Annotated in this window: 24 protein-coding genes; 10 read left to right on the top strand and 14 right to left on the bottom strand. The window is 64.5% G+C overall.

The features are described from left to right. Together ACRCSW_RS14320 and ACRCSW_RS14315 are read right to left on the bottom strand one after the other, a co-directional pair. Nucleotides 1–218 (bottom strand): ATP-binding cassette domain-containing protein (locus ACRCSW_RS14320; protein ID WP_438706120.1); only part of this gene is annotated, 218 nt, incomplete at its 3' end. 87 nt (nucleotides 219–305) lie between these two features. Continuing rightward, nucleotides 306–1,229, bottom strand: a complete 924-nt coding sequence (locus ACRCSW_RS14315; protein WP_438706118.1) for a ribokinase — start codon at nucleotides 1,227–1,229, stop codon at nucleotides 306–308. Nucleotides 1,230–1,410: 181 nt separating this feature from the next. Here ACRCSW_RS14315 and ACRCSW_RS14310 point away from each other — a divergent pair, with 181 nt between their 5' ends. Then, a complete protein-coding gene (locus ACRCSW_RS14310; RefSeq protein ID WP_438706116.1) occupies nucleotides 1,411–2,181 on the top strand; it encodes a methyltransferase domain-containing protein in 771 nt (256 codons plus the stop codon). Further along, complete coding sequence (locus ACRCSW_RS14305) at nucleotides 2,178–2,975, top strand: alpha/beta hydrolase (RefSeq protein WP_438706114.1); 798 nt, start codon at nucleotides 2,178–2,180, stop codon at nucleotides 2,973–2,975. Before ACRCSW_RS14310 ends, ACRCSW_RS14305 begins: the two co-directional genes overlap by 4 nt. Nucleotides 2,976–3,049: 74 nt before the next feature. Here ACRCSW_RS14305 and ACRCSW_RS14300 read toward each other — a convergent pair whose 3' ends face one another. The 8 genes from ACRCSW_RS14300 to ACRCSW_RS14265 all read right to left on the bottom strand — a co-directional run bounded on the left by ACRCSW_RS14300 (nucleotide 3,050) and on the right by ACRCSW_RS14265 (nucleotide 10,469). Beyond that, nucleotides 3,050–3,913, bottom strand: a complete 864-nt coding sequence (locus ACRCSW_RS14300) for an ABC transporter permease (protein WP_438706112.1) — start codon at nucleotides 3,911–3,913, stop codon at nucleotides 3,050–3,052. 9 nt (nucleotides 3,914–3,922) lie between these two features. After that, nucleotides 3,923–4,849, bottom strand: a complete 927-nt coding sequence (locus ACRCSW_RS14295; RefSeq protein WP_438706110.1) for an ABC transporter permease — start codon at nucleotides 4,847–4,849, stop codon at nucleotides 3,923–3,925. Nucleotide 4,850: 1 nt separating this feature from the next. Continuing rightward, nucleotides 4,851–5,933: an ABC transporter ATP-binding protein gene (locus tag ACRCSW_RS14290; protein ID WP_438706108.1), complete on the bottom strand. Its 1,083-nt coding sequence runs from the start codon at nucleotides 5,931–5,933 to the stop codon at nucleotides 4,851–4,853. A 176-nt stretch (nucleotides 5,934–6,109) separates the two neighbouring features. Further along, nucleotides 6,110–7,237, bottom strand: coding sequence for an extracellular solute-binding protein (locus ACRCSW_RS14285; protein ID WP_438706106.1), 1,128 nt, complete (start codon nucleotides 7,235–7,237; stop codon nucleotides 6,110–6,112). A gap of 295 nt (nucleotides 7,238–7,532) precedes the next feature. Beyond that, the gene (modC, locus tag ACRCSW_RS14280) at nucleotides 7,533–8,609 is read right to left on the bottom strand and encodes a molybdenum ABC transporter ATP-binding protein (RefSeq protein WP_438706122.1); all 1,077 of its coding nucleotides are present in this window, start codon (nucleotides 8,607–8,609) and stop codon (nucleotides 7,533–7,535) included. After that, nucleotides 8,606–9,304, bottom strand: a complete 699-nt coding sequence (gene modB, locus ACRCSW_RS14275) for a molybdate ABC transporter permease subunit (protein WP_438706104.1) — start codon at nucleotides 9,302–9,304, stop codon at nucleotides 8,606–8,608. Before modB ends, modC begins: the two co-directional genes overlap by 4 nt. After that, nucleotides 9,301–10,047, bottom strand: coding sequence for a molybdate ABC transporter substrate-binding protein (gene modA / locus ACRCSW_RS14270; protein WP_438706102.1), 747 nt, complete (start codon nucleotides 10,045–10,047; stop codon nucleotides 9,301–9,303). Before modA ends, modB begins: the two co-directional genes overlap by 4 nt. Nucleotides 10,048–10,103: 56 nt before the next feature. Then, nucleotides 10,104–10,469: a winged helix-turn-helix domain-containing protein gene (locus ACRCSW_RS14265; RefSeq protein ID WP_438706101.1), complete on the bottom strand. Its 366-nt coding sequence runs from the start codon at nucleotides 10,467–10,469 to the stop codon at nucleotides 10,104–10,106. Nucleotides 10,470–10,576: 107 nt separating this feature from the next. Between ACRCSW_RS14265 and ACRCSW_RS14260 the strand changes: the two genes are divergently transcribed. From ACRCSW_RS14260 to ACRCSW_RS14230, 7 genes are all read left to right on the top strand, one after another. Next, nucleotides 10,577–11,599, top strand: coding sequence for a substrate-binding domain-containing protein (locus ACRCSW_RS14260; protein WP_438706099.1), 1,023 nt, complete (start codon nucleotides 10,577–10,579; stop codon nucleotides 11,597–11,599). A gap of 156 nt (nucleotides 11,600–11,755) precedes the next feature. Continuing rightward, nucleotides 11,756–13,033 (top strand): ABC transporter substrate-binding protein, encoded by a 1,278-nt coding sequence (locus ACRCSW_RS14255; protein WP_438706098.1) that lies wholly within the window; start codon nucleotides 11,756–11,758, stop codon nucleotides 13,031–13,033. 98 nt (nucleotides 13,034–13,131) lie between these two features. Beyond that, nucleotides 13,132–14,082, top strand: coding sequence for a carbohydrate ABC transporter permease (locus ACRCSW_RS14250; RefSeq protein ID WP_438706096.1), 951 nt, complete (start codon nucleotides 13,132–13,134; stop codon nucleotides 14,080–14,082). Next, nucleotides 14,079–14,912 carry a carbohydrate ABC transporter permease gene (locus ACRCSW_RS14245; protein WP_438706094.1) on the top strand — a complete coding sequence of 278 codons (834 nt, stop codon included), beginning with the start codon at nucleotides 14,079–14,081 and terminating at the stop codon, nucleotides 14,910–14,912. The genes ACRCSW_RS14250 and ACRCSW_RS14245 overlap by 4 nt, the downstream gene beginning before the upstream one ends. A 4-nt stretch (nucleotides 14,913–14,916) precedes the next feature. Beyond that, entirely contained in the window at nucleotides 14,917–15,918 is a 1,002-nt protein-coding gene (locus tag ACRCSW_RS14240; protein WP_438706092.1) for an ABC transporter ATP-binding protein, read from the top strand. Between the two features lie 64 nt (nucleotides 15,919–15,982). Next, nucleotides 15,983–16,768, top strand: a complete 786-nt coding sequence (locus ACRCSW_RS14235; protein ID WP_438706090.1) for a ThuA domain-containing protein — start codon at nucleotides 15,983–15,985, stop codon at nucleotides 16,766–16,768. Next, on the top strand, nucleotides 16,768–17,823 hold the full coding sequence (locus tag ACRCSW_RS14230) for a Gfo/Idh/MocA family protein (protein WP_438706088.1): 1,056 nt from the start codon (nucleotides 16,768–16,770) through the stop codon (nucleotides 17,821–17,823). Before ACRCSW_RS14235 ends, ACRCSW_RS14230 begins: the two co-directional genes overlap by 1 nt. Before the next feature lie 273 nt (nucleotides 17,824–18,096). On the opposite strand, the gene murD is transcribed toward ACRCSW_RS14230, so the two are convergent. Continuing rightward, nucleotides 18,097–19,497, bottom strand: coding sequence for a UDP-N-acetylmuramoyl-L-alanine--D-glutamate ligase (murD, locus tag ACRCSW_RS14225; protein ID WP_438706086.1), 1,401 nt, complete (start codon nucleotides 19,495–19,497; stop codon nucleotides 18,097–18,099). Between the two features lie 307 nt (nucleotides 19,498–19,804). Between murD and ACRCSW_RS14220 the strand changes: the two genes are divergently transcribed. After that, a complete protein-coding gene (locus ACRCSW_RS14220) occupies nucleotides 19,805–20,593 on the top strand; it encodes an FkbM family methyltransferase (protein WP_438706085.1) in 789 nt (262 codons plus the stop codon). Between the two features lie 41 nt (nucleotides 20,594–20,634). Here the strand turns inward: ACRCSW_RS14220 and ACRCSW_RS14215 are convergent, their stop codons facing one another. The 3 genes from ACRCSW_RS14215 to ACRCSW_RS14205 form a co-directional block, all read right to left on the bottom strand. Then, on the bottom strand, nucleotides 20,635–21,690 hold the full coding sequence (locus ACRCSW_RS14215) for a LysM peptidoglycan-binding domain-containing protein (RefSeq protein ID WP_438706083.1): 1,056 nt from the start codon (nucleotides 21,688–21,690) through the stop codon (nucleotides 20,635–20,637). A gap of 409 nt (nucleotides 21,691–22,099) precedes the next feature. Beyond that, nucleotides 22,100–23,182 (bottom strand): phospho-N-acetylmuramoyl-pentapeptide-transferase, encoded by a 1,083-nt coding sequence (mraY, locus tag ACRCSW_RS14210; protein ID WP_438706081.1) that lies wholly within the window; start codon nucleotides 23,180–23,182, stop codon nucleotides 22,100–22,102. Beyond that, the gene (locus ACRCSW_RS14205; protein ID WP_438706079.1) at nucleotides 23,183–24,622 is read right to left on the bottom strand and encodes a UDP-N-acetylmuramoyl-tripeptide--D-alanyl-D-alanine ligase; all 1,440 of its coding nucleotides are present in this window, start codon (nucleotides 24,620–24,622) and stop codon (nucleotides 23,183–23,185) included. Between the last annotated feature and the right edge of the window lie 173 nt (nucleotides 24,623–24,795).

The following is a 24,795-nucleotide window of genomic DNA, read 5'->3' as shown; positions in this document are numbered from 1 at the left end:
GCCGAGGCGACGGTGTCGTTCATCCGGTTGAGACAGCGCAGAAACGTCGACTTGCCGCAGCCCGATGGCCCGATGAACGCCGTCACCGCCCGGTCAAGAATGTCGACATCGACATCCTTCAGCGCGTGGTTCGTTCCGTAATAGACCTGAACCCCTCGCGCCGTGATCTTGGCTGTCTGCGACCCAACCCCTTGACCGACTGACCGACTATCATCCATCCGCGCGCTCCAAGCTGCCGCATCATGCCGCTTTAGGACGACCGGGTGAAGCCTCTGCGACGATTATGTAACAGATAGATGACAGACTTAGCCGCGTACCAGAAGCGCATCAATCTCGGCGCGCGACGGCATGGACGGTGCCGTACCGGGCCGCGTGACGGAAATCCCTGCCGTCGCGCAACCAAAGCGCACCGCATCGACGACATCGCGGCCCTCGCTCAGCGCGACTGCAAAACCACCGTTGAAGGCATCGCCGGCGCCGGTCGTCTCGACAACCGGCCCCGCGCTGATCACCGGCACATGCACCACCTTCGTCCGGTCGCGATAAAGCGCGCCGTTCCCGCCAAGCGTAACCACCACCGCCCCCACGCCTCGGGCCAGAAGCGCATCGGCGGCCTTCTCTGCCTCGGCCACGCTGGTCACCGGCAGCCCGGTCAGCGTCTCGGCCTCGCTTTCATTGGGCGTCGCGAAATCACAAAGCGAAAGAAACGCGTCGTCCAGTTCCGCTGCCGGCGCGGGGTTCAGGATCGTCCGCACCCCCGCGGCCCTTGCAATCTCCAACCCCCGCCGCGCGGCCGGGATCGGCTGTTCCAGCTGCGTGACAAAGATCGAGGCCCCCCGGATCAGATCGGCCCGCGCATCAAGGTCCCCCGGCGTGATCCGCGCCGCAGCACCCGGCGAGACGATGATCGCGTTGTTCCCCGTCGCCTCCTCCAGGAAGATGAACGCGGCCCCGGTGTAGCTTTCGGCGTCCTCGGTCACCTCGGGCAGCACACCCGCCTTGCCCCAGGTGGACCGGGCAATCGCGGCAAAGTCGTCCTTCCCAAGCCGGGTGATGATATGCGTCGTTCCGCCCGCCATCGCAGCCGCAACTGACTGGTTCGATCCCTTGCCCCCCGGCCCCAGCGCAAAGGTTCGGCCCAGGATCGTCTCGCCCATCTTCGGCATCCGGTCGGCGCGGTAGGCGGTGTCGGCCACGAAAATCCCAAGGATCACAATCGGTTTGGTCATGTCGTGCCTTCTCTGTCAGCATTTGCCTGCGCTCGCCCCATTGCAGAGCGCGCGCCCCGCAACTCCACCGCTTTTCCCTGTCCAAGTCAAAGCAAAGAACGCTCGAAAAAAGCGTTGCAGAAACAAGGCCGCACAGGACACTCTTGGCACCTGTCCGTCCCAGGCAGATCGGAGCACCGACGTGAGCGAAGAACACTATCCCCCCCGCCTGATCGCCATGCTCGAAGCCGTCTGGGGCGAGGGGTTTCTCTCTCCCGGTGGCCCGGCCGAGGTGGCGCGCGTCCTCGAAGGGCATGACCTGACCGGCAAGGCGGTTCTCGACATCGGCTGTGGCGCGGGCGGGATCGACGTCGCGCTCGTCACCGCCCACGGCGCTGGTTACGTCACCGGGATCGACGTCGAGGACAGCGTGCTTACCCGTGCCCGCGAGCTGGTGGCGGCGAAAGGGCTGACCGACCGGATCGGCCTTGTGAAGGTCGCGCCCGGCCCCCTGCCGTTTCCCCCCGGCACCTTCGACGTCGTCTTCTCGAAGGATTCGATCGTCCATATCCCCGACAAGGCCGCGCTGATGGCCGAGGTCGCCCGCGTGCTGAAGCCCGGCGGCTGGTTCCTGGCGTCGGACTGGTTGATCGGAACCGAGGAGGTCTCGCCCGAAATGGCTGCCTACATCGCCGCCGAGGGGCTGGACTTCGGCATGGCGACGCCCGCACGCTACGGCGCGGCGATGGCACGGCAGGGCTTCACCGATATCCGCATCGCGTCGCGCAATGCCTGGTACCGCGACGAAGCCCGGCGCGAAATCGACCGGATGAAGGGCGAGCTTGGCGCGAAAGCGGCAGCGATCGTCGGGCAGGACTTCGTCGACCACAACATCGCCGTCTGGGAGCGGATGGTGCCGGTCCTTGACACGGGCGAGCATTGCCCGACGCATCTGGCCGGCCGCAGACCATGATCCCAGCCTACCGCTGGCCTGATCCCGACCGCGAGTACGCGAACGGCGCTTTCATTGCGGGCGGTGCCGACTATCCCGCCCGCTGGACCGAAAAGGCGGCGGCCTTCCGCAAGGCCATTGGCCGGCGGGCCGAGCTTGACCTGGTCTACGGTCCGGCGCCCCGCCAGAAGCTCGATCTCTTCCTGCCCGAAGGCACCCCGCGGGGGGTCGTAATCTTCGTTCACGGCGGCTACTGGCACCTCTTTTCCAAGTCCCATTGGTCACATCTTGCAGCCGGTCCGCTTGCGCGCGGGTTCGCGGTTGCGATGCCCGGCTACACGCTTGCCCCGATGGCCCGGATCGCCGAGATGACCGCCGAGATCGCCCGCGCCGCCTGGTTCATGGGGACAAGGGTGCAAGGTCCGATGGTGGCAACCGGACACTCCGCAGGGGGCCACCTTGCGGCCCGGATGGGCTGCGCCGACATCGCGGTTCCGGTGAAGAGGGTGGTGCCGATCTCGCCCCTGGCCGAGCTTGGGCCGCTGATGGCGACCGAAATGAACGCCACGCTCCGGATCGATGCCGGGGAGGCGGCGGCGGAAAGCCCGGCCCGGCAGAAGCTTCGCGACGGGGTGACGGCCCATGTCTGGGTTGGGGCCGAAGAGCGCCCGGCATTTCTGTGGCAGGCCAGAACCCTGGCCGAAGAGTGGGCTTGCCCTTGGACGGCCGCTTCAGGCAAGCATCATTTCGATGTCATTGAGGGGCTGGAGGACCCGGCCTCGCCCCTCTGCGAGACGCTTCACGCAGGCCTCTGACCGCTCCTCGTTCGACTTCGTCTCCTCCTCGCAAGTTCCCGCGAGGAGTGACGAAGTCATCGACGAGCAGGCCGCTAAAGCAGCATCGCCTCTTCCGCCCGCCGTGCCTCGGCCTGGCGTGCCGCCTCGATCTGGGCCCTGCGGCGGCGGTTGATCTCGTAGATCACGGCCAGAACCAGCGTCACGCAGATCAGCAGGAACGCGAGCGCGTTGATCGTCGGCGTGATCCCCGCGCGGACCTTCGAGAAGACGTAGACCGTCAGCGTGTCAGCCGCGCCACGGGTGAACTGGGTGACGTTGAAGTTCTCGATCGACTGGAAGAACGCGACCGCCGCACCCGCCCCGATGGCCGGGTAAAGATGCGGCAGAAGGATCCGGCGCATCACCTGCGAATGGCTGGCCCCAAGGTCCAGCGCCGCCTCTTCCAGCCCTGCATCGAAAGACTGCAGCCGGGCGAGGACCAGCAGCATCACCATCGCGGCGATGTAGCTTACCTGCCCCAGCACGCTGAGATGCAGGCCGGGGTTGAAGAGAAAGAACTCGGTCCCAAGCGCATTGCCCATCTTCGTCCAGAGGATCATCGTCGAGATGCCGATGACGACGCCAGGGATCAGGATGGTGGAGATCATCATCCCGTAAAGCACGGTCCGCACCCGGCCCGAGATCGAGTTGACGAGGATCGCGCTTGCCGTGCCGACGATGATCGAGATCAGTGCCACCGCAGCCGCGACCCAGAGCGTGTTGACGAAAGCCCACATCATCCTTTCGTCCGCAATCATCTCGCCGAACCATTTCGTGGTCCAGGCTTTCCACGGCACGATCGAGGGCAGTTTGCTGTCGTTGAAGGCTGCCCCCGACATCACGACAAGCGGCGCGAGGAGGAAGATCAGGAACAGCACCATGTAGAGATGCGCGAGGTTCTGGCGGAATGAATGCATGGCCCCCTCCTACTTCGCGATGTCCGAAAGCTTCACCCGGAAGGCCCACATCGCCACAGAGACGAAGACGGTGCACAGAAGGAGAAGCAGGAAGGCGTAGGCGCTGGCGGTGTTCCAGTCGAGCGCGTCCTTGAACCACTGGTCGATGGTCTGGGTGAACCATTGCGAGGTGGTGGAGCCAAGAATTGAGGGCACGAGAAGCGAACCTGCCGAGAGCATGAAGACCATGACCGATCCGCTGGCGATGCCGGGCTTGGAATGCGGCAGGACGATCCGCAAGTGGATCTTCCACCACGGCGCGCCCAGGTCTTCCGCAGCCTCGATCTGGTTCGTGTCCAGGGACTGGATCGCGTTGTAGATCGGGAACAGCATAAAGAGGACATAGGTATAGATCAGCCCGATCACGACGCCGGTATATCCCATATTGGTCCAGCGGATCGGGTCTTCGATCGCGCCGATGCCCAGAAGCAGCGCGTTCAGCGGGCCCTTGAAGGCCAGGATGATCCACCAGGCAAAGGCGCGCAGGACCTCGCTGACCCAGAGCGGGATGAAGAGAAGCAGGATCAGCGTCGGCAGCGACTTCGGGTTGACGATCTTGGCCATGTAGTAGGCCAGGGGATAGGCCAGAAGAAAGCACATGACCGTCACGACCATCGAATAGAAGATCGTGAGCCAGAACGTCAGCACATGCACGGGAATCTGAAAAGTGAAGCCAAGCAGGCTGCGTTCGACGTTGCCGTCGAAAACCTTCAGGTAGTTGTTGACGCTGTAGGTATCGCGCGGCCCGCCGATTTCGGTCACTGGCAGGTAGGGGCGGAAGCTTTGCTCGAAAAGCGTGATGTTCGGCACGATCACCAGCATCACCAGCCAGAAGGCCACCAGCAGGCACATGATGAGCGTCAGGCCCGGGCCGTAGCGGCGGAAGAGGTCCTGCATCTCAAGCCCTCACATTCGCATCGGGCAGGATCGAGGCGCGGGCGGCATCGAAGGACATGAAGACCTTGGCGCCCTTTTCCGGCACGGTGGCGGAACCGTCGTTCCTGATCTCGGACATCAGGGCCGCGCCGCTGTCGCTGGTGGCGTGGACGGCTATGAAGTTGCCTTCAAATGAAACGTCGCCGACAGTGACCGCGATGGCGTTTTCGGCCCCGGTCGTCGCGGAAATCACGGTGTGTTCGGGGCGGACGTAAAGCTTGGCTTTCTTGTCGCTGCCGATGTCACCCAGCCTTGCACGGAACGTCCCATGCGGGGTTGCGAAGCTTGCAAAGTTTTGAGAAACGTTCTGAACTTCGCCTTGGAAGATGTTGTTTTCGCCAACAAAGCTCGCGACAAAGCCGTTCACCGGATTGTTGTAGATTTCCCTGGGATCGGCGATCTGCTGGATGCGGCCCTGGGACATGACGCCCACCCGGTCCGACATCGCCAAAGCCTCGCCCTGGTCGTGGGTGATGTAGATGAAAGTCACGCCCGTCCGCTTCTGGATCGCACGGAGTTCAGCCCGCATGTGCTGGCGAAGCTTCAGGTCCAGGGCCGACAGCGGCTCGTCCAGCAGCATCACCTGCGGCTCGACCGCCAGGGCGCGGGCAATCGCCACCCGCTGCTTCTGCCCGCCGGAAAGCTGGCTGACCATCTTGTCCGCCGCCCCCGGCAGGTCGACAAGCTTCAGAAGCTCGTCGGCCTTCTTGCGGCGCGTGGCCTTGTCGACCCCGCGCACTTCCAGGCCGAAGCTGATGTTCTCCCAGATCGGCATCAAGGGAAAAAGTGCCAGGTTCTGGAAGATCAGCGCAGTTGGCCGCTGGTTCGGCCGCGTCCCCTTCACATCCTTGCCGCCGATCCGGATCGTGCCCTGCGTAGGCTCGATGAAGCCCGAGACCATGCGCAGGATCGTCGTCTTCCCGCAGCCCGAGGGACCGAGGAACGAGAAGAACTCGCCCGGTTTGATGGACACGGTGGCATTGTCTACCGCGCGGAAGGTACCGAAGTCGCAGCAGACGTTTTCCAGATCAATTCCGGCGCTCATGGCGCGTGGTCCCCCTGAGATGTGCAGTCTTTTTATTGCAGGCTAGAAGGCCGGTGCCGGCCGTTCAATTGGTATCGCCAGATTGCGCCGGAGGGTCGGTCCAGCCGGGAACGTCGGCGCAAAATGCAGCACGCCGAGCCTTTTCGGGCCCGGCGTGCCTAAGATCAGGGCGCCACTCAGGCCGCCTTGTACTTGTCTGCGTATTCGGCGCGCTTGGCCAGGAAGTCGGCCGACTGGTCGGGCCACCACCACAGCTTCGAAAGCGCCTCGTCGTTGAACGTGGCGGAATAGTACTTGGAGACTTCCGGATCCATCATCTCGGAAGCACCCTTGCCGACCGGGTTGGCCGAGAAGGCCGTGGCCCAAAGCGCAGCACCTTCGGCGCCCGAGACCCACTTCACGAACTCATGTGCCTGGTCGACGTTGACGGCGTTCTTCATCAGGACGAAGCCCTGGTGCCAGGCGAATGCGCCTTCGGCCGGGGCCAGGTAGGCGTAGCCGTCGTTCCGCAGGTTGAAGCCGGTCGAATCCCAGCAAAGGCCGATGGTCGCGCCGTTGGCCGTGAAGCCCGCGTTGGCTTCGTTCTCGCCCGACCACCACTGGACCACGTTGCCCTTCATCTTGGTGGCTTCCGCAAGGGCGATGTCCCAAAGCTCGGTCATCGCGGCCATGTCGGTGTAGCCGTCCATCCACGGACGCGGCAGCTTGCCCTGCGCATCAAGCCAGCGGCCCATTGCCGCCAGCGCCGAGTGCGGACGCAGCACGGCGGGGTTTTCAGCGTTGAAGAGATCGCCAAGCGACGGCGGGGTCGACACTTTCGCGTCGGCGGTGTTGACCACAAGCGATTCGGTGCCCCAGACCGAGGGCACGTACTTCAGCATGCCGCCCGGACGCGAACGCTCACCCGCTGCACCGTCGGCGAGGCCGGGCAGGTAGTTGTCCATCGTCAGTTTGGCTTCGTCGAAGGCGCCCAGAAGGCCGTTCGAATCCCAGGCGCCGACGCGGTCGATGGTCGGCTCGATCACGTCGATCCCGCCGGCTTCCAGGGCGACCTTGCCTTCGGCGAACATCGTGTCCTGGTCGGGCAGTTCCTTGAAGTTCACGGTGATGCCGGTCGCGGCCGTGAAGGCCGGGAACACCTTCTCGGCCAGCGACGGATAGCCCGCCCAGCCGGTGAAGTTAACCTCGCCAGACGAGGCAAGCGCCTTGGACGAGATGATCGCCGGAGCGGCGAGGATGCCCGCACCGGCGGCGGACCCTTGCAGGAACCGACGGCGGCTGAAGGCGGAGGTGGAGTTTTTCACGTTTGGTCTCCCTGGTGTTGTGAAAGTGTAGGCGCGGGCTGTCCCCGGGTGTTCTGGTTCATGCGGATACGCTCCCCAGCCTGACTAGCAGACCATATGTAACAGACCTTTGTCATTCGTAGGAAACGCCCCCTGCGGGCTGAAGCTTACTCCCGCAGCGGGTGGGCCTGTCAACGAAGCAATGCATACATACAACCTAAGGTGAATATGCAGAGCTCTATTGACCGATCGCCCGGCACTCCCGTGCCGAAAAGCCGGTCCGAGCAAAGGCCATGCGGCGAATCGGGCGGTCGGCTCAGGCGACGGGAGACGTGCCGCCGACATCGGCCTGCGCCACGGCGACAGATTTCAGGACCGCATGCACCTCGAGGCCCGGAGCCAGCGAAAGATTCTGGGCCGAGCGACGGGTGAGTCGGGCCAACAGGAACTCGCCCCCCAGATCAAGCCGCACGAGCACGCCCGGCCCCTGCCCCTCGTGCAGCGCCGACACCACCGCGGGCAGGATGTTCAGCGCCGACAATCCTTCAGGACGCGCCCGCGACAGGATCACATCCTGGGCCGCGATCCTTACCCGCACCGGACGCCCTGGGTCTCCGGCAATCCGCGGCAGCCAGAGCGGCCCCGCTGCCGTTTCAAGCCGCGTCAGCCCGTCCTCCTCATGTGCCGCGATCCTGGCCTGCAGCACCGCACCTGCGTCACGAAGGCCAAGATGTGGCGCGGTTGCCGGGTCAGAAAGGATATCCGCCGCAGGCCCGAATGCCGCCACCCGCCCAGCCTCGATCACCGCGATTGTGGTCGCCAGCCGTGCGACCTCGGGCAGGGAATGGCTGACATACAGGATCGGCATGCCCAGCTGATCCCGCAGCGCCTCGATATAGGGCAGGATTTCCGCTTTCCGCGCCTCATCCAGCGCGGCGAGCGGTTCGTCCATCAACAAAAGCCGCGGCTCAGCCAGCAATGCCCGCCCGATGGCAACCCGCTGGCGTTCCCCACCCGACAGCGTCGCCGGGCGGCGGGCGAGCAGCGATCCGATCCCCAGAAGCCCCACGATCCGGTCCATTCCCTTGGCCGGGCGGCGGCGGATGCGCGCGGCGTAAGTCAGGTTCTCGGCCACCGTCAGATGCGGAAATAGCCGTGCATCCTGAAAGACATATCCAACGTCCCGCTTGTGCGGCGGAAGGCCGTGCAAGGCCCTCCCGTCCAGCAGTATCTCGGCCCGGTCGGGTCGCAGAAGCCCCGCAACGGCATTGACGATGGTCGTCTTCCCCGACCCCGACCGCCCGAAAAGGCAGGTCAGCCCGCCCGGCAAGTCCAGATCGACCTCCAGCCGAAAGTCGGGAAAGCCGTGGCTGATGCGGATCGCCAGCGTCATCGCCCGGCAATCCTGTGTGCCACCCGCCGCGACAGCCATTCGGACACCGCCAGCGCCAGCATCGCCACCGCGACCGCGATCAGAACCAGCCGCAGCGCGGCGGCATCGCCATCCGGCACCTGCAGGAAGCTGTAGATCGCCGTCGGCAGAGTCTGCGTCTCGCCGGGGATGTTTGCCACGAAAGTGATGGTCGCGCCGAACTCACCCATCGCCTTGGCGAAGGCCAGAACCGCACCCGCGATGATCCCTGGCAGGATCAAGGGCAGCGTGACCGTCAGGAAGACCACAGACCGCGAGGCCCCGAGCGTCGATGCCGCCTCTTCAAGCTTCGGGTCCACCGCCTCGATCGCAAGCCGGATCGCCCGAACCATCAGCGGAAAGGCCATGACAGCCGCTGCCAGCGCCGCCCCGGTCCAGCGGAACGCGAAGGTGAAACCGAACCAGTCCCAAAGTGCTGCACCAATCCAGCCCTGTCTCCCGAACGCGAGGAGAAGCAGATACCCGGTCACCACCGGCGGCAGGATCAGCGGCAGATGGACAAGACCGTTCAGCGCCCCGTGCCCCGGAAACCGCCAGCGGGCGAGCGCATAGGCCACGAGTATGCCCAAAGGCAGGCTGGCAATCGTCGCGACCAGCGACACCCGAAGCGACAAGAGGAGCGCCGTCCACGCCTCGGGTGGCAACCAGTCGCTCACGGTAGGGGCCGGAAACCGTTCGCCACGAAGATGGCCTCTGCCTCGGGCGTCTCGAGATGATCGAGGAACGCTGCCGCCTCGGGCTCGCTCCCCTCCAAGGTCAGCGCGGCGGGATAGGTGATCGGCCGGTGGCTCTCTTCCGGGAAAGTCCCGACCACCGTCACGCCTTCAGCGGCCACCGCGTCCGACGCATAGACGATCCCGACCGACGCCTCGCCAAGTTCGACCAGCTTCAGGGCCGCCCGCACATTGTCCGACTGCGCCACGCTGTCCTTTACGCTGTCCCAAAGCCCCAGAGACTCCAGCGCTTCCTTGCCGTATTGACCGGCAGGTACGGCATCGATCAGCGCCATCGAAAGCCGCCCCCCACCCAGAAGCCCTGGAAGGTCCAGCCCTTCGTCTATCGCCTGTGGTGCTACCTTGCCATGCGCCACCAGGATCAACTGATTGCCCAGAAGATCGCGGCGGCTTTCGGGCTGGATCAGCCCGTCCTCCTCCAGCACATCCATCCATTCCTCGGCCGCGGACAGGAAGATATCCGCGGGCGCGCCGGCTTCGATCTGCCGGGCAAGCGCCGAGCTGCCCCCGTAAGACAGCACCACGCGATGCCCCGTCGTGGCCTGCCATTCTGCCGCGATCTGGTCGAGCGCCGTCTTCAGGCTAGCGGCCGCAAAGACCGTGACCTCTCCGGCCTCAGCCGGAAAGACCAACAGCGCGGACGACAGCAAAGTGCGAAACAGCATCGGGATCCCTTATGTTCGCCCAGACATATCGCAACCCGCGCGGTCGGGGGCAAGCGTTATTTCCCGCCGGACATATCCCGCAGCAGCGCCGCGATCCGATCGATCTCCGGCCTCGCCGCCGCTTCGGTCGCGCGAAGCATCGCCCGATAGGCCCCCAGCACCACGTGCCCGTCCTCGGTCAGCGCGGCACCTCCACCCCCGGCCCCACCCCTGGCCGAGGTGACGAGTGGCGCGCGGAAAGCCGCATTCATCTCTTCGACCAAGGCCCAGGCGCGCTTGTAGCTCATCCCCATCGCGCGCCCCGCCGCCGCAATCGAGCCTGTCTCGGCGATCTGCGCCAGAAGCTCACCCTTGCCCGGTCCGAAGACCAGCCGGTCGCCGAACAGAAGCCGAAGCCGCAGGGTGACAGGATCATGTGCCATCGGTCCAGCATCGGGGGGCCGCCTCTGGCAAGCAAGCGCCCTCGCGAAGATTCCCGTTGATTTTCTCTTCCGAAATGTTTCGGATACGTTCCAAAGGGGTTTGAGTCATGGCAACCTTGAAGGACATCGCGCGGGCGCTTGACCTGTCGATCACTCAGGTCAGCCGTGCCCTGAACGATCATTCCGACGTGAACGAAGAAACGCGCCTCCGGGTCAAGGACACGGCGCGGCAGATGAACTATCACCCCAATGTCTCGGCGCGAAAGCTTGTCTCGGGCCGGTCGGGCATGGTCGGTCTTGTGATGCCGCAGTACCGCAATCTCAGCCAGGATCGGCTTTTCCTGGAAGTTGTGGCCGGGCTTTCGGCGCAGTTCTCGGGGCGCGGGATGCAGTTCGTCCTGCACATCATGGCCGAGAAGGAACCGCTGCTTCCGGTCTACCAGAAGCTTGTGGGCAAAGCGCTGCTGGACGGCTTCGTTCTGCTAAGCCCGCTGGATCATGATCCGCGGATCGAGTTCCTTCTCCGCGCCGGAATTCCCTTTGTCGCCCATGGACGCAGCACATCAAGTCACGACTATGCGTATTTTGATATTGAAAATGATAGACTTGCCTACGATCTGACCTCTCATCTCATCGCTCGAGGCCACAAACGGATCGCCTTCCTCAACGGCATCGCCGGTCGCAGCTACGTGACACGCCGGCACCGCGGCTACACCCGGGCGCTGACCGAGGCGGGTCTTTCAGCTTTGCCACATCTACATCTCAACACCGAAATGGACGAAGCGAACGGCCTGACCAGCACCGTGCGCCTGTTCACCGGCGACGCGCCGCGTCCGACTGCCATTGTGTGCAGCAATGTCCGCCTGGCCCAGGGCGCCTATCAGGCGCTTGCAGCGCTTGGCCTTTCGGTCCCCGGCGACGTCTCGGTCGTTGCCCACGACGACCAGCTTCCCGCACTGCGCGCTTCGGCCTTTTTCCCCGCGCTCACTGTGACCAAGTCGCCGCTCAGCGACAGCTGGGAGCCTCTGGCCGACTGTCTGGCCGGGGCAATCGAAGGAAAACCGCTGGAAAGCCTGCAACGGATCGGCAGCTACACCTTCATCGAGCGGAACTCGGCGGCCGCAATCTGACCGCGGCAGGCCTTATCGAATCGTTGACCGAAAGCGCTTTGGATTCTATCTTTTCCGAAACGTTTCGGATTCCGGCTGGTTGTAGTGCCCCCGAAAGACGGACGTTTTGCAACGACAGACGGCACGCCACAGCGGCGGCCTTAGGGAGGAAAACCAATGATGATCATGAAAGGCCGCGCACTCCGCGCGACCGCTACCGCAGCCATGCTCGCCGTGTTCGGCGCGCCTGTCATGGCGGAAGAGCTCTTCTACGTCTCGGGCGCCGTCGGCAAGGCCGTCGAGAACTTCGACGCGCTGGTCGCGCCATGGGAAGAAGCCACCGGCAACACCGTGACACTGGTGCCGATGCCCGCTTCGACCACCGACCAGTTCGGCCAGTACCGTCTGTGGCTTGCCGCTGGCGCTGCCGACATCGACCTTTACCAGACCGACGTGATCTGGGCCCCGCAGCTTGCGGACCACTTCGTCGACCTGACCGAGGCCGCAAAGGACCTCGCCCCAACCCACTTCCCCTCGATCATCGAATCGCAGACCGTGAACGGCAAGCTCGTCGCCCTGCCGATCTTCACCGACGCACCGGCGCTTTACTACCGCAAGGACCTGCTGGAAAAGCATGGCGCCACAGTTCCCACGACCTGGGAAGAGCTGACCGCCACCGCGCAGATGATCCAGGACAAGGAACGCGCTGAAGGCAAGGCCGACATCTGGGGCTTCGTCTGGCAGGGCAACGCCTATGAAGGCCTGACCTGCAACGCGCTGGAGTGGGTGAAGTCCTTCGGCGGCGGGCAGATCGTCGAGCCCGATGGCACGATCTCGATCAACAACGAAAAGGCGGCGATGGCGCTTGAAACGGTCAAAGGCTGGGTCGGCACGATCAGCCCCGAGGGCGTTCTGGCCTATCAGGAAGAAGAAGCCCGCGGCGTCTGGCAGACCGGCAATGCCGTCTTCATGCGCAACTGGCCCTATGCCTACGGTCTTGGCAACGGCGACGACTCGGCTGTGAAGGGTCTCTTCGACGTGGCTCCGCTGCCGACCGGCGGTGGCAACGACACCTCGGCTGCAACGCTTGGCGGCTGGAACGTGGCAGTTTCGAAGTATTCGACCAAGCAGGAAGCCGCGATCTCGCTCGCGCTCTACCTTGCCGGCCCGGAAGCCCAGAAGCAGCGCGCGATCAACGAGACCAACCTGCCGACCATCGTCGCGCTTTATGACGATCCGGACATCGCCGCTGCCCAGCCGATCATCCCGCGCTGGAAGGACGTGTTCCTGCAGGCCGTTCCGCGCCCGTCGGCGCCGACCAAGGGCAAGTACAACGAAGTGTCCGCCAAGTTCTGGTCTGCCGTGCACAACACGCTGTCGGGCAACGGCTCGGCCGCCGAGAACCTGGAGCTGCTTGAGGTCGAATTGACCGACATCAAGGGGTCGGGCTGGTAAGTCCTCCCGGACCTGACTTGACCCCAGCGGCGGGCGGCCGAAACGCCGCCCGCCCTTTCTAACCGGGCTCGGAGGGGAGCCCGACAGGGGAGGGTATCATGGCAACGAATGACGGGGGGCTCAGCCTCTCGCAGCAACGTCAGCGCGCGGCATTCTGGTTCATCGCGCCCATGCTGACGGCACTGTTCTGCGTGGCCGCCTGGCCGCTTCTGCGCACGATCTGGTTCTCGCTGACCGACACCACGCTTTCCAACCTTTACGGCGGACAGTTCATCGGCTTCGACAACTACCTCTCGCTGCGCATCCTTGAAAGCGGCCGCTGGGTCTGGCGGGGCACTCTGGTCGATCCGGCCTGGTGGAACGCGGTCTGGAACACGGTGCGCTTCGCCTTCGTCTCGGTCTTCTTCGAGACAGTCCTGGGCCTCATCGTCGCCCTCGTCCTGAACGCCGAATTCAAGGGCCGCGGCCTTGTGCGCGCCGCGATCCTGATCCCCTGGGCCATCCCGACCATCGTGTCGGCCAAGATGTGGGCCTGGATGCTGAACGACCAGTTCGGGATCCTGAACGACATCATGCTGAACCTTGGCCTCATCAGCCAGAAGATCGCCTGGACCGCTTCGACCGACACGGCGATGCAGGCCGTCCTGATCGTCGACATCTGGAAGACCACGCCCTTCATGGCGCTTCTGATCCTCGCGGGCCTGCAGATGGTGCCCCGCGATATCTACGAGGCCGCAAAGATCGACGGGGTGAACCCGGTCAAGGTGTTCTTCAAGATCACACTGCCGCTGATCCGCCCCGCGCTTATGGTCGCGATCATCTTCCGCATGCTTGATGCGCTGCGGATCTTCGACCTCGTCTACGTGCTGACCCCGAACTCGGCCGCCACCAAGACCATGTCGGTGATCAGCCGCGAGAACATGATCGACTTCGACAAGTTCGCCTATGGGGCCGCGCAATCGACGCTTCTCTTCGCGATCCTGGCCGTCTTCGTCGCTGCCTATATCTGGCTCGGCAAGGTCGACCTTTCCGGGGAGGGCCAGAAATGACCGCGCAAAAGCTTCTTGCAAACATCGGCTTCTACGCGCTTGTCGTGGTGATCGTCGTCTTCTCGGTCTTCCCGTTCTACTACGCGATCGTCACATCCTTCGCGACGGGAAGCGAGATCTTCCAGATCAACTACTGGCCGGCAAGCTTCTCGTGGGCCAACTACGAATCCGTCCTGGGTGGCCGGAACTTCCCCCGCTCGATCCTGAACTCGATCTTCATCGCCTCGCTGACAGTCGCCTTCGCCCTCTTTCTGGCGGTCACCGCCAGCTACGCGCTGGCCCGGGTCCGGTTCCGGGGGCGGGGGCTTCTTCTGATGCTGATCCTCGCCGTCTCGATGTTCCCGCAGATCGCCGTGCTTGCGGGCCTCTTCGAGCTCATCCGCTTCCTCGGCATCTTCAACACCCCCTGGGCGATGATCCTTAGCTACACGATCTTCACCCTGCCCTTCACGGTCTGGGTGCTGACCACCTTCATGCGCGACCTTCCAGTGGAAATCGAGGAAGCCGCCATCGTCGATGGTGCCACCCCCTGGATCATCATCACCAAGGTCTTCCTGCCGCTTCTCTGGCCCGCCCTGGTGACGACCGGCCTTCTCGCCTTCATCGGCGCGTGGAACGAGTTTCTCTTCGCGCTGACCTTCACCTCGTCCGAGACCACGCGCACGACGCCGGTGGCCATCGCCCTTCTGTCCGGCGCAAGCCAGCAGGAAATCCCCTGGGGGCCGATCATGGCTGCTTCCGTCATCGTGACCGTTCCGCTGGTCATCCTCGTTCTCATCTTCCAACGCAAAATCGTCGCGGGTCTCACCGCGGGCGGCGTGAAGGGCTGACATCATGGCAAAGATCGAACTGAAAAACGTCACCAAGTCCTACGGCGCCGTCCAGGTGATCAAGGGCATCGACCTGAGCATCGAGAAGGGCGAGTTCATGGTCTTCGTCGGGCCTTCGGGCTGCGGCAAGTCCACGCTTCTGCGCCTGATATCGGGGCTGGAAGAGATCACCACCGGCGACATGACCTTTGACGGGGAACGGGTGAACAACCTGATCCCCTCCAAGCGCGGCATCGCCATGGTGTTCCAAAGCTACGCGCTTTACCCGCACATGAACGTCTATGACAACATGGCCTTCGGAATGAAGCTGGACAAAACCAGCCCTGAGGAGATCCGCAAACGGGTCGAGGCGGCGGCGAAGCTTCTCCAGATCGACCACCTTCTCGGCCGCCTGCCAAAGCAGCTCTCCGGCGGCCAGCGGCAGCGCGTCGCGATCGGCCGGGCCATCGTGCGTGACCCGCGGGTGTTCCTGCTTGACGCGCCGCTCTCGAACCTCGACGCGGCGCTTCGTGTCCAGACCCGTCTGGAGATCGCCAAGCTCCACCACTCCATGTCGAACGTCACGATGATCTACGTGACCCACGACCAGGTCGAGGCGATGACCCTCGCCGACCGCATCGCCGTCCTTCGCGACGGCAAGCTGGAGCAGGTGGGTTCCCCTGCCGAACTTTACGAACACCCGAACTCGATCTTCGTCGCGGGCTTCATCGGCAGCCCGAAGATGAACTTCCTGACCGGCAAGTTCGCCGAGGCCCACAACTGCACCACCCTTGGAGCCCGGTCAGAGCATATCGACATCACCGAAACCGGCCCCTGGTCGGGCGAGATCCTTCACGTCGAAGACCTCGGCTCCGACCACTTCGTCTTCGTCGAGATCGGCAGCGATGAACCCGTCATCGTCCGCCGCCCTGGCAAGGCCGCCTTCGCGGTGGGCGCGAAAGTCTCGCTCACCCCCCAGGCCGAAAACCTGCACCGCTTCGACGCCGACGGGAAACCGATGCGCTAAAAGCCAATACCTGCGCGTGCCTGCCCCCCATTCGGCGCGCGCCCAAGCATGAAGGAGACGACCCATGACCATCCGCGTCACCGTGTGGGGTGAAAATGTGCACGAGCAGAAGAACAAGGTGGTGGCCGAGGTCTACCCCAAGACCATGCACGGCACCATCGCCGAAGCCCTGAACCGCGAAGACGGCATAAAAGCGACCACCGTCACTCTGCAGGACAAAGACCATGGGATGACCCCGGCGAAGCTGGCGGAAACCGACGTGCTGATCTGGTGGGGCCACGCCGCCCATGGCGACGTGAAAGACGAGATCGTCGAACGCGTGGCCGAGGCCGTCTGGGCCGGCATGGGCGTGATCTTCCTCCACTCCGCCCATTTCTCTAAACCCTTCAAGCGCCTTATGGGCGCACCCTGCAACCTCTCCTGGCGCGAAGCCGGCGAACGCGAACGCCTCTGGGTGACCAGCCGCCAGCACCCGATCGCCAAGGGCATCCCCGATCATTTCGAGATCGAATACGAAGAGATGTACGGCGAGCCCTTCGGCGTGCCGGAACCCTTGGAGACCGTCTTCGTAAGCTGGTTCCAGGGCGGTGAGGTCTTCCGCTCCGGCCTCACCTATCGCCGTGGTGCTGGCAACATCTTCTACTTCCGCCCGGGGCATGAAACCTACCCGACCTACCACCAGCCCCTCGTCCAGAAGGTCATCGCGAACGCCGTCCGCTGGGCCCACAACCCCGAGGCGCGGATCACCGATCCCACCGATGCCCCGAACCGTCCCGTCGGCAAGACACTGGAACCCATCGTCGAACGCGGCCCCCGCCTGCACCATGACGGTGAGAAAGGCCTCCGCTGATGAAACCCGTTCGCCTTCTCATCCTCGGCACCGGCGGCATGGCGAAGAACCATGCCGAAGGCTTCTCGGCCATCCCCGGTGTGACCGTCGTGGCCGGGATCGATACCCGCCCCGAACAGCTCGCCACGTTCCTGAAGACCCACTCCATCCCGCACGGCTTTGCGTCCGCGCAAGAGGCGCTGGCCTGGGGTGAGTTCGACGCGGTCACGAACGTAACGCCCGACGCCGCCCACCACGCCACGACCATGCCGTTCCTGGCCGCGGGCAAGCATGTCCTGTGCGAAAAGCCCCTGGCCACCAACGCGAGGGACGCCGAGGAGATGGCTACCGCCGCCGCGAAAGCGGGCGTCGTCAACATGGTCAACCTCACCTACCGCCTCGTCCCCGCGCTGCAGAAGGCCGCCCAGATGGTCCGCGAAGGCGCCATCGGCACGATCCGGCATTTCGAGGCCTCCTACCTGCAAAGCTGGCTCACCCAACCCGCCTGGGGCCACTGGGACAAGGAAACGCAGTGGCTCTGGCGGCTTTCCACCGCCCACGGCTCCAAGGGCGTGCTGGGCGACGTGGGCATCCACATCCTCGACTTCGCCACCTTCATCGCCGGGATGGATGCGACCGAGGTCTCGTGCCTCCTCCAAACCTTCGACAAGGCGCCGGGCGGCAAGATCGGCGAATACACCCTCGACGCCAACGACAGCGCAACGATGCAGGTCCGTCTGTCGAACGGCGCGCTTGGCACGGTCACGGCAACCCGCTTCGCAACCGGCCACCTCAATGACCTGAGCCTCGGCCTTTACGGCCAGACCGGTGGCCTTGAGGTGAAGTTCGAAAACGCCGTCAGCCGGCTTCGGGCCTGCCTTGGGGCAGACATCCAGACCGGAACCTGGCGCGAAGTGGACTGCCCCGCCGTCCCCACAAACTACCAGCGCTTCATCGCCGCGATCCGGGGCGAGGGCCCGGCCGACCCCGACTTTGCCCGCGGCGCCCTCCTGCAGCGCTTTCTCGACAGGGCCGAGGCTTCTGCCTCAGAAGCGGGTAAACTTCTGAAGGTTTGAGGCATCGACGGCGGGATCTAAGTTGAGCGGCTTTCGCCGCAAGTCTTTCCTCTCGTCGTCGGGGCTTGCGCCCTCCTCCTCGGCTGACGAGGGGCGCTGCCCCTCGAGCTCCCCGGAGTATTTCAGAATGAGCAAGCGCATTTGCTCCTTGCCAAATACTCCCGCGCGGCGCGCCCTTCGCCCGAGCCGGTTGAGCCGCAGGCTCAGAGGCGAGACAAAAGGTCTTCGCGGCGAAGCCGCTCAATTTGAAAACCGCCGCACCAGAGCGCGACTTCAGCCGATCAGCGCCTTGACCCGCGCCGTAAAGTCCTCGCCCCGTTTCTCGAAGTTCGGATATTGGTCAAAGCTCGCCGCCGCCGGGGCCAGCAACACCACCTCGCCCGCCTCCGCCTCCTCACCCGCCCGCGCTACCGCCCGTTCCATCGTCTCGCAAATCTCGTGCGGCACCTCGCCGATCTGCAACGCGAACTCCCGCGCGGAGTGGCCGATCAGATAGGCCTTCACTACAGACCCGAGGAACGGCTTCAGCCCCGCAATCCCGCCCTCCTTGCCGAGGCCCCCCGCAATCCAGCGGATCTTTGGAAAGGCCTGCAAGGCCTTGGCCGCGCTGTCCACATTCGTGGCCTTCGAGTCATTGACGAACCGCACCCCGTCCTTCTCGCCCACCAGCTGGCTCCGGTGCGGCAGGCCTGCGAACGACTGCAGCGCGCCCTCGATCAGCTTTGGCGCCAGCCCCAGGGACCGGCAGGCGGCATAGGCCGCGCAGGCGTTCTGGTGGTTGTGGGCGCCGGGCAGGCCCTTCACCTCGCGCAGGTCGATCGAGGCGATCTGCTTGCCCTTCCGCCATTCCGAGAGAAACCCCTTCCGGGCGAAGACCGCCCAGCCGAACCCTTCCAGCTTCTGGCCCGAGGACACCCGGATCACCCGATCATCCCCCGCGCCCTGCGCCAGTTGCCCCGCCAGGAACCGCCCCTCGACCTCATCCACCCCGACAACCGCCCGATCCGGTCCACCCATCGCGAAGAGCCGAGCCTTCGCCGCGAAGTACCCGCCCATCCCGCCGTGCCGGTCCAGGTGATCGGGCGAAAGGTTGGTGAAGACCGCCACGTCCGGGGTCAGGGCGCGGGCAAGCTCGGTCTGGTAGGACGAGAGCTCCAGCACCACGACCTCGCCGTCCACCGGCGGATCGATGGACAGGACCCCCTTCCCGATGTTCCCCGCCATCTGGGTCGGTCGCCCCGCGACCTCAAGGATGTGGTGGATCAGGGCGGTGGTCGTCGACTTCCCGTTCGAACCCGTCACCGCCACCACCTTCGGCGGGGTCTCCATTTCGGCCCACTCGTCCCCGGCGGCGCTTTGGAAGAAAAGGCCAATGTCGTTGTCGACGGGAACCCCAAGCTCCAGCGCGCGGGCGATGATCGGGTTCGGCGCGGGGTAAAGATGCGGGATGCCGGGCGAGGTGACGAGGCAGGCCACGCCCTCAAGGGCCGCGTTTCGGGTGAGGTCGGTCAGGACGAACCCCTCACCTTCCGCCTTTGCCCGCGCTTCGGGGCTGTCGTCCCAGAGGAGCGGCTCTGCCTCCCCGGCCCGCAGCGCCGCCGCTGTCGCAAGCCCTGACCGCCCGAGGCCCAGAACGGCGACCTTCTGGCCCTTGTAGCCCTTCACCGGGATCATGGTGCCCCCCATCGCTGCCCCGAGACAGGGATAGGGGACTGGAGCGCAAAGGGGAAGGGGCTGCGATGTCCCACGGTGGGACACACCCTCTCTGCAAGCGATTCCAAGCACTTGCCAGGTCATTCATGGGTCGTTAAGCAACTTGACCGCGGCCGGGCGCGGGCTTCGGTCGTGGCGAAAGAAGCACGTTCCTGTTTGCGGCAGGCCGCCAGCGCTGTATCACCGCATCAGCATCGGCATCCGGGACCTTCACGAAGGTCCGAGCCCCCTCTGAAAGGCCCTGCGCGTCGTGGAAAGCCCTGGAGCAATGCCGGTTTTTCCGGTTGCAGAAACCCGGTTCGGAAAGATGTACACGCTGCAGGGCGACACGGTCATCGGCCGCTCGCTACGGCTTTACGGCGAGTTTGCGGGGGATGAGGTCGACAGCATCCTTTCCCTCGTCCGGGCCGGAGATCATGTGCTCGACCTCGGCGCAAACATCGGGTTCCACACGCTGGCGCTGGCCCGGACTGTCGGGCCGGATGGCGCGGTCACGGCGGTCGAGCCGCAGCGCTATTGCTTCCAGCTTCTCTGCGCGAACGTGACGGCGAACCAGCTGACAACGGTGCAGTGTCTGCGGGCGGCAGTCGGGGATACGGCGGGCACCTGCGCTGTCCCGCTTCTAAGCCCCACGTCACGGCATAACGCCGGTGCGACCGAGGTCACCACCGAACCCCAGATCGCAGTGCAAAGCGACACGGTCCCCCTGATCACGGTCGACGGCCTGAACCTTCAGCGCTGCGACTTCATCAAGGTCGATACCGAGGGGTTTGAAGACCGCGTTTTCCTCGGCGCGCGCCGGACGCTTGGAACACACAAACCAACGCTGTACATTGAGGTCCATGACCGCGAAAAACTGCAGCGGCTGGTCGCCATGCTGAAACCCCTGCAGTACAGCCTGATCCTGCACAGCACGCATTTCTATCGCGCGGGCAACCCGCAGGGCGAAGGGGCGATGATCTTCTCGCCAAATGCAGGCGGCAGCGCGTTGATCGCGCTGCCGCCTGGTCGTTTGCTGCCCGAAGGTCTGCCCGGCAAGACGCAGGTCATTGCCTGACCGGGACGACCGGGCGGGCCTGTCCGCCCGGCCAGCCCCGCTTAGTTCGTCGGCGCGTTGAACTCGGCCAGACCGGTCGCCACGATGTCATACCATTCGCCCGTTTCGCGCATCTCCTGGATGCCGCGATCGATCATGGCAATGTACTCGGCGCCGCGCGGATTGCCTTTCGACGTCACGAAGTGATGGGTGTTGAACGAAGTGATCGCCGGGTTGATGACCACCTTGTCCGTCGCACCCAGTGCTTCAAAGTTCGCCGTCGAGGTTTCAATCTCGATCGAGTAGAGATCGACTTCCCCCGCCAGGAGCATCTCGGCGCATTCCATCGGGGTTTTAGGCTGAAAGAAGGTCACGACCGGAGGAGAAAGGCCTTCCACTTCAAGATTGCTGAGCGGCCAGCCTTCCGGACGGCAGATCCGGGCCCCCTGATAGTCCGAGAAGACGCGAGCGTCGGCATATGGGCTGTCGACCAGCGTCGTGTAGGAATAGGCAACTTCGTAGATCGGCACCGACCAATCGAAGTCGGTGCAAAGCCTGACCCCGAACTCTCCCAGAAGGTCGACCTTCGAGCAGTCCGGCTTGGACCAGGCGATCGAAACATCGAAGGCGTTCGTCGGGAGCAGCGTTTCGATATGGGCATCCCAATCGTCGACAAAGGCCACCTTGTAGTCGCGGTCGTTGCCGGCGCGACGCATCGCGGTTGCCGCCATCTGAACATAGATGCCGCCACCGGTCAGGCTTTCGTCGGTGAAGGGTTTCCAGTCGTTCCCGGTCACGAACTTCAGGGCCGGCGCATAGGGACGGTTGGGGTCGCGCGTTTGCTCGAACGTCTGGGTCTCGTCCTCGATCACCGCGCTCAGCTCGGAGTCGGCAGTCAGTCGACCATCCTCGCAAGGCAGGACCAGCTGCAGGCCCACCGGAAGGTTGTTGATGTTGTTCGCAATCGCATCGCGGTTGGCGTTGAAGATCATCTGGTAGTTGTACGACCCATAGGCCGCCTCGGCGATCGACCCAAGCGTGTCGCCTTCCTTTACGGTGTAGGTGGTGCAGGCCTCCTGAGCCGAAGCCACGGTCGGCAGCGCAAGGATAAGGCCCAAGGCCGCCCCCAAACCCATTCTGTGTCCGGTTCGCATTTCGTGATCCCCGCATTGGATAGTTTCCACTCCTACGAGATAATGGCCCGAAATCAGCCGATTATTCTGCCTTGAAATGGCATAACTGTGTCAATTCGCACCAACTGTTTCCCAACACGATACTTTGCTAACTCACAGGTTGCATGCGGGCGATGCAAACGGTTGCAATCTCGCATTGTGTAATTCCGCGCCGTTCGACAGATTCGCGGATCGCCCGAACCTGGCGACACATCCAGGAAACGACGCGCGTCCATCTGCCCGGGGGTGGAGAACTGCTCCCCCGCCGGTTGCGGTCGTACCGGCGGCAAAAGCAACCGGCCCCCAAGGCTCCAAAGGCCGGGACAACTGGTGTTCGGTGTACGGATGGCGCCGCTTAACGGACCTTCAGCGTGGCCAGCCCGATCATCGCCAGGATCAAGCTGATGATCCAGAACCGGATCACGATCTGCGGCTCGGCCCAGCCCTTCTTCTCGAAATGGTGGTGGATCGGCGCCATCAGGAAAATCCGCTTCTTCGTGCGCTTGTAGTAAAGCACCTGGATGATCACGCTCAGTGCCTCGACCACGAAGAGGCCGCCGACGATGGCCAGCACGATCTCGTGCTTGGTGCAGACGGCGATGGCCCCCATGGCCCCGCCAAGCGCCAGCGACCCGGTGTCGCCCATGAAGACGGCCGCCGGGGGGGCGTTGTACCACAGGAACCCCAGGCCCGCGCCGAACAGGGCCGAGGCGAAGATCACAAGCTCTGACGTGCCGGGGACATAGTGGACGTCGAGGTATTCGGTAAAGTCGACCCGGCCCACGGCATAGGCGATGATCCCAAGGGTGCCGATCGCGATCATGACCGGCATGATGGCAAGGCCGTCCAGCCCGTCTGTCAGGTTCACCGCATTCGCGGCGCCGACGATGACGATCATGCCGAAGGGCACGAAGAACAGGCCCATGTTCAGAAGCGCGTCCTTGAAGAAGGGAAAGGCCAGCTGGTTCGTAAGCTCGGTCGGATGGAACATCGACGCGGCATAGGCGGCAAGGGCCGCGATCAAGAGGCCAAGGCCCATGCGAATGCGCGACGACACGCCTTTGGTGTTCTGTTTCGTGACCTTGGCATAGTCGTCGGCAAAGCCGATCAGCCCGAAGGCCACCGTCACAAGAATGACGATCCAGACGAAAGGATTGTCAAGCCGCGCCCAGAGAAGCGTCGAGACCAGAAGGGCCGAGAGGATCAGGAGGCCCCCCATGGTCGGTGTGCCCGCCTTCGCCAGATGCGATTGCGGCCCGTCATCGCGGATCGGCTGGCCCTTGCCCTGCTTCCGGCGCAAGAGGTTGATCAGGGGCTGCCCGAAGAGGAAGCCGAAGATCAGCGCGGTCGTGAAAGCTCCACCGGCCCGGACGGTGATGTAGCGGAAGAGGTTGAAGATGCCGCCACCATCGGAAAACTCGGCCAGCCAGTAAAACATTCAGACGGTCCCTTCTTTCGGCTGCGTGCCCTGCCCCATTTTGCGCAGGGCGTCAACGACCAGGCTGACTTTCGAGCCTTTGGAGCCTTTGACGAGGAGGATGTCGCCAGCGTCGATCAGGCTGCGGGTGCGGGGGGCAAGCTCGGCGGCGGTTTCCACCCATTCGCCGCGCTGCCTGCGCGGAAGGGCTGCGTGAAGCGCCTTCATCCGCGGGCCGACGCAATGGATCAGGTGGATCGCTGACAGGCCGGGGTGGCTGGCGATGACCGCGTGGAGGGCGCCTTCGGTCGGGCCAAGCTCCAGCATGTCGCCAAGGATCGCGATGCGGCGGCCGCCGCCGACCGAGCCGATGCCGTCGGTGGGCCTGGCGGCGATAAGGACATCGAGGGCCGCGGCCATCGAGGCGGGGTTGGCGTTGAAGGCGTCGTCGATCAGGTCGAAGAACGTCTCTTCGACGATGTCGAGAGTGATGCGCTCGCGCTGGCCACGGCCCACGGGCGGGATCCAGCGGCCAAGGTCGTGCGCCGCGATCATCGGGTCGGCACCCAGCGCCTCGGCCACCGCCAGCGCGCCGAGGGCGTTCAGGACGAAGTGGCGGCCGGGGGCGGAGACCTTGAAGAGAAGCGGCTGGCCCGCGTGTTCCCCCATGGCGACGGTGCAGTCCTCGTTCGGGCGGCAGTCGTTCAGCCGGTAGTCGGCCTTCGGCGACTGGCCGAAAGCGACGGCCCGCGCGCCGACCACTTTGGCCTTGGCGGCCAGAAGCGGGGTCCACTCGATATCGGCGTTGAAGATCGCTGTGCCGCCGGGGGAAAGGCCGTCGAAGATCGACGCCTTCTCATGCGCGATGCCTTCGACGCTGTCGAACGCCTCCAGATGTGCGGGGGCGACGGTCGTGACCATGGCCACGTCCAGCCTGGCAAGCCGGGCCAGCGGCGCGATTTCGCCGGGGTGGTTCATGCCGATCTCGATCACCGCATAGTCTGCGTCGGCGGGCATCCGGGCCAGCGTCAGCGGTACGCCCCAGTGGTTGTTGTAGGAAGCCTCGGCCGCATGGGTCTTGCCCTGCCCCGAGAGGATCGCCCGCAGCATCTCCTTGGTCGAGGTCTTGCCGACCGATCCGGTGATGCCCACGACGTGGGCCTTGGTGCGGGCACGGGCAGCGGCGCCAAGGTCGACCAACGCCATCAGGACATCGGGCACGATCAGAAGCGGGGCGGTGTCAGGCACGCCCTTGGGGATGCGGGAAACCAGCGCGGCGGCGGCGCCTTTCTCCAGCGCCTGGGCCACGAAGTCATGCCCGTCGCGGACGTCTTTCAGCGCTACGAAGAGGTCGCCGGGTTGGATCGTGCGGGTGTCGATGGAAACGCCGGTTGCGGCCCAGTCAGCGGTCAAACGGCCCCGGGTGGCTTTGACGGCGTCGGTGGAGGTCCAGAGGGTCATGCGCCGACCCCTGTGATTTGCGGCAAGGGTCGGACCAAGTGCTTCCCTCCCCCCGCGTGGGGGAGGGAGAGGGTGGGGGGGACGGATGAAAGGCCGGTGCGCGGCTTGGCAAAGGGAGCCCCCCCTCCCCGGCCCTCCCCCCTGGAGGGGGGAGGGAGGCGCCTGGCACGAGC

The sequence above is a fragment of the Tabrizicola sp. genome (assembly GCF_051645465.1).
Classification (GTDB): Bacteria; Pseudomonadota; Alphaproteobacteria; order Rhodobacterales; family Rhodobacteraceae; genus Tabrizicola.
Note: the sequence above shows the minus strand (reverse complement) of the source record. Positions and strands in the feature narration are given on the sequence as shown.

Coding starts and splice junctions, on each gene's coding strand:
- ACRCSW_RS14255 (WP_438706098.1), top strand. CDS start 11,756: ATGATGATCATGAAAGGCCGCGCACTCCGCGCGACCGCTACCGCAGCC.
- ACRCSW_RS14230 (WP_438706088.1), top strand. CDS start 16,768: ATGAAACCCGTTCGCCTTCTCATCCTCGGCACCGGCGGCATGGCGAAG.
- ACRCSW_RS14235 (WP_438706090.1), top strand. CDS start 15,983: ATGACCATCCGCGTCACCGTGTGGGGTGAAAATGTGCACGAGCAGAAG.
- ACRCSW_RS14240 (WP_438706092.1), top strand. CDS start 14,917: ATGGCAAAGATCGAACTGAAAAACGTCACCAAGTCCTACGGCGCCGTC.
- ACRCSW_RS14305 (WP_438706114.1), top strand. CDS start 2,178: ATGATCCCAGCCTACCGCTGGCCTGATCCCGACCGCGAGTACGCGAAC.
- ACRCSW_RS14220 (WP_438706085.1), top strand. CDS start 19,805: ATGCCGGTTTTTCCGGTTGCAGAAACCCGGTTCGGAAAGATGTACACG.
- ACRCSW_RS14295 (WP_438706110.1), bottom strand. CDS start 4,849: ATGCAGGACCTCTTCCGCCGCTACGGCCCGGGCCTGACGCTCATCATG.
- ACRCSW_RS14260 (WP_438706099.1), top strand. CDS start 10,577: ATGGCAACCTTGAAGGACATCGCGCGGGCGCTTGACCTGTCGATCACT.
- modC (WP_438706122.1), bottom strand. CDS start 8,609: ATGACGCTGGCGATCCGCATCAGCCACGGCTTTCCCGACTTTCGGCTG.
- ACRCSW_RS14300 (WP_438706112.1), bottom strand. CDS start 3,913: ATGCATTCATTCCGCCAGAACCTCGCGCATCTCTACATGGTGCTGTTC.
- ACRCSW_RS14205 (WP_438706079.1), bottom strand. CDS start 24,622: ATGACCCTCTGGACCTCCACCGACGCCGTCAAAGCCACCCGGGGCCGT.
- ACRCSW_RS14315 (WP_438706118.1), bottom strand. CDS start 1,229: ATGACCAAACCGATTGTGATCCTTGGGATTTTCGTGGCCGACACCGCC.
- mraY (WP_438706081.1), bottom strand. CDS start 23,182: ATGTTTTACTGGCTGGCCGAGTTTTCCGATGGTGGCGGCATCTTCAAC.
- ACRCSW_RS14250 (WP_438706096.1), top strand. CDS start 13,132: ATGGCAACGAATGACGGGGGGCTCAGCCTCTCGCAGCAACGTCAGCGC.
- ACRCSW_RS14290 (WP_438706108.1), bottom strand. CDS start 5,933: ATGAGCGCCGGAATTGATCTGGAAAACGTCTGCTGCGACTTCGGTACC.
- ACRCSW_RS14265 (WP_438706101.1), bottom strand. CDS start 10,469: ATGGCACATGATCCTGTCACCCTGCGGCTTCGGCTTCTGTTCGGCGAC.
- murD (WP_438706086.1), bottom strand. CDS start 19,497: ATGATCCCGGTGAAGGGCTACAAGGGCCAGAAGGTCGCCGTTCTGGGC.
- ACRCSW_RS14245 (WP_438706094.1), top strand. CDS start 14,079: ATGACCGCGCAAAAGCTTCTTGCAAACATCGGCTTCTACGCGCTTGTC.
- modA (WP_438706102.1), bottom strand. CDS start 10,047: ATGCTGTTTCGCACTTTGCTGTCGTCCGCGCTGTTGGTCTTTCCGGCT.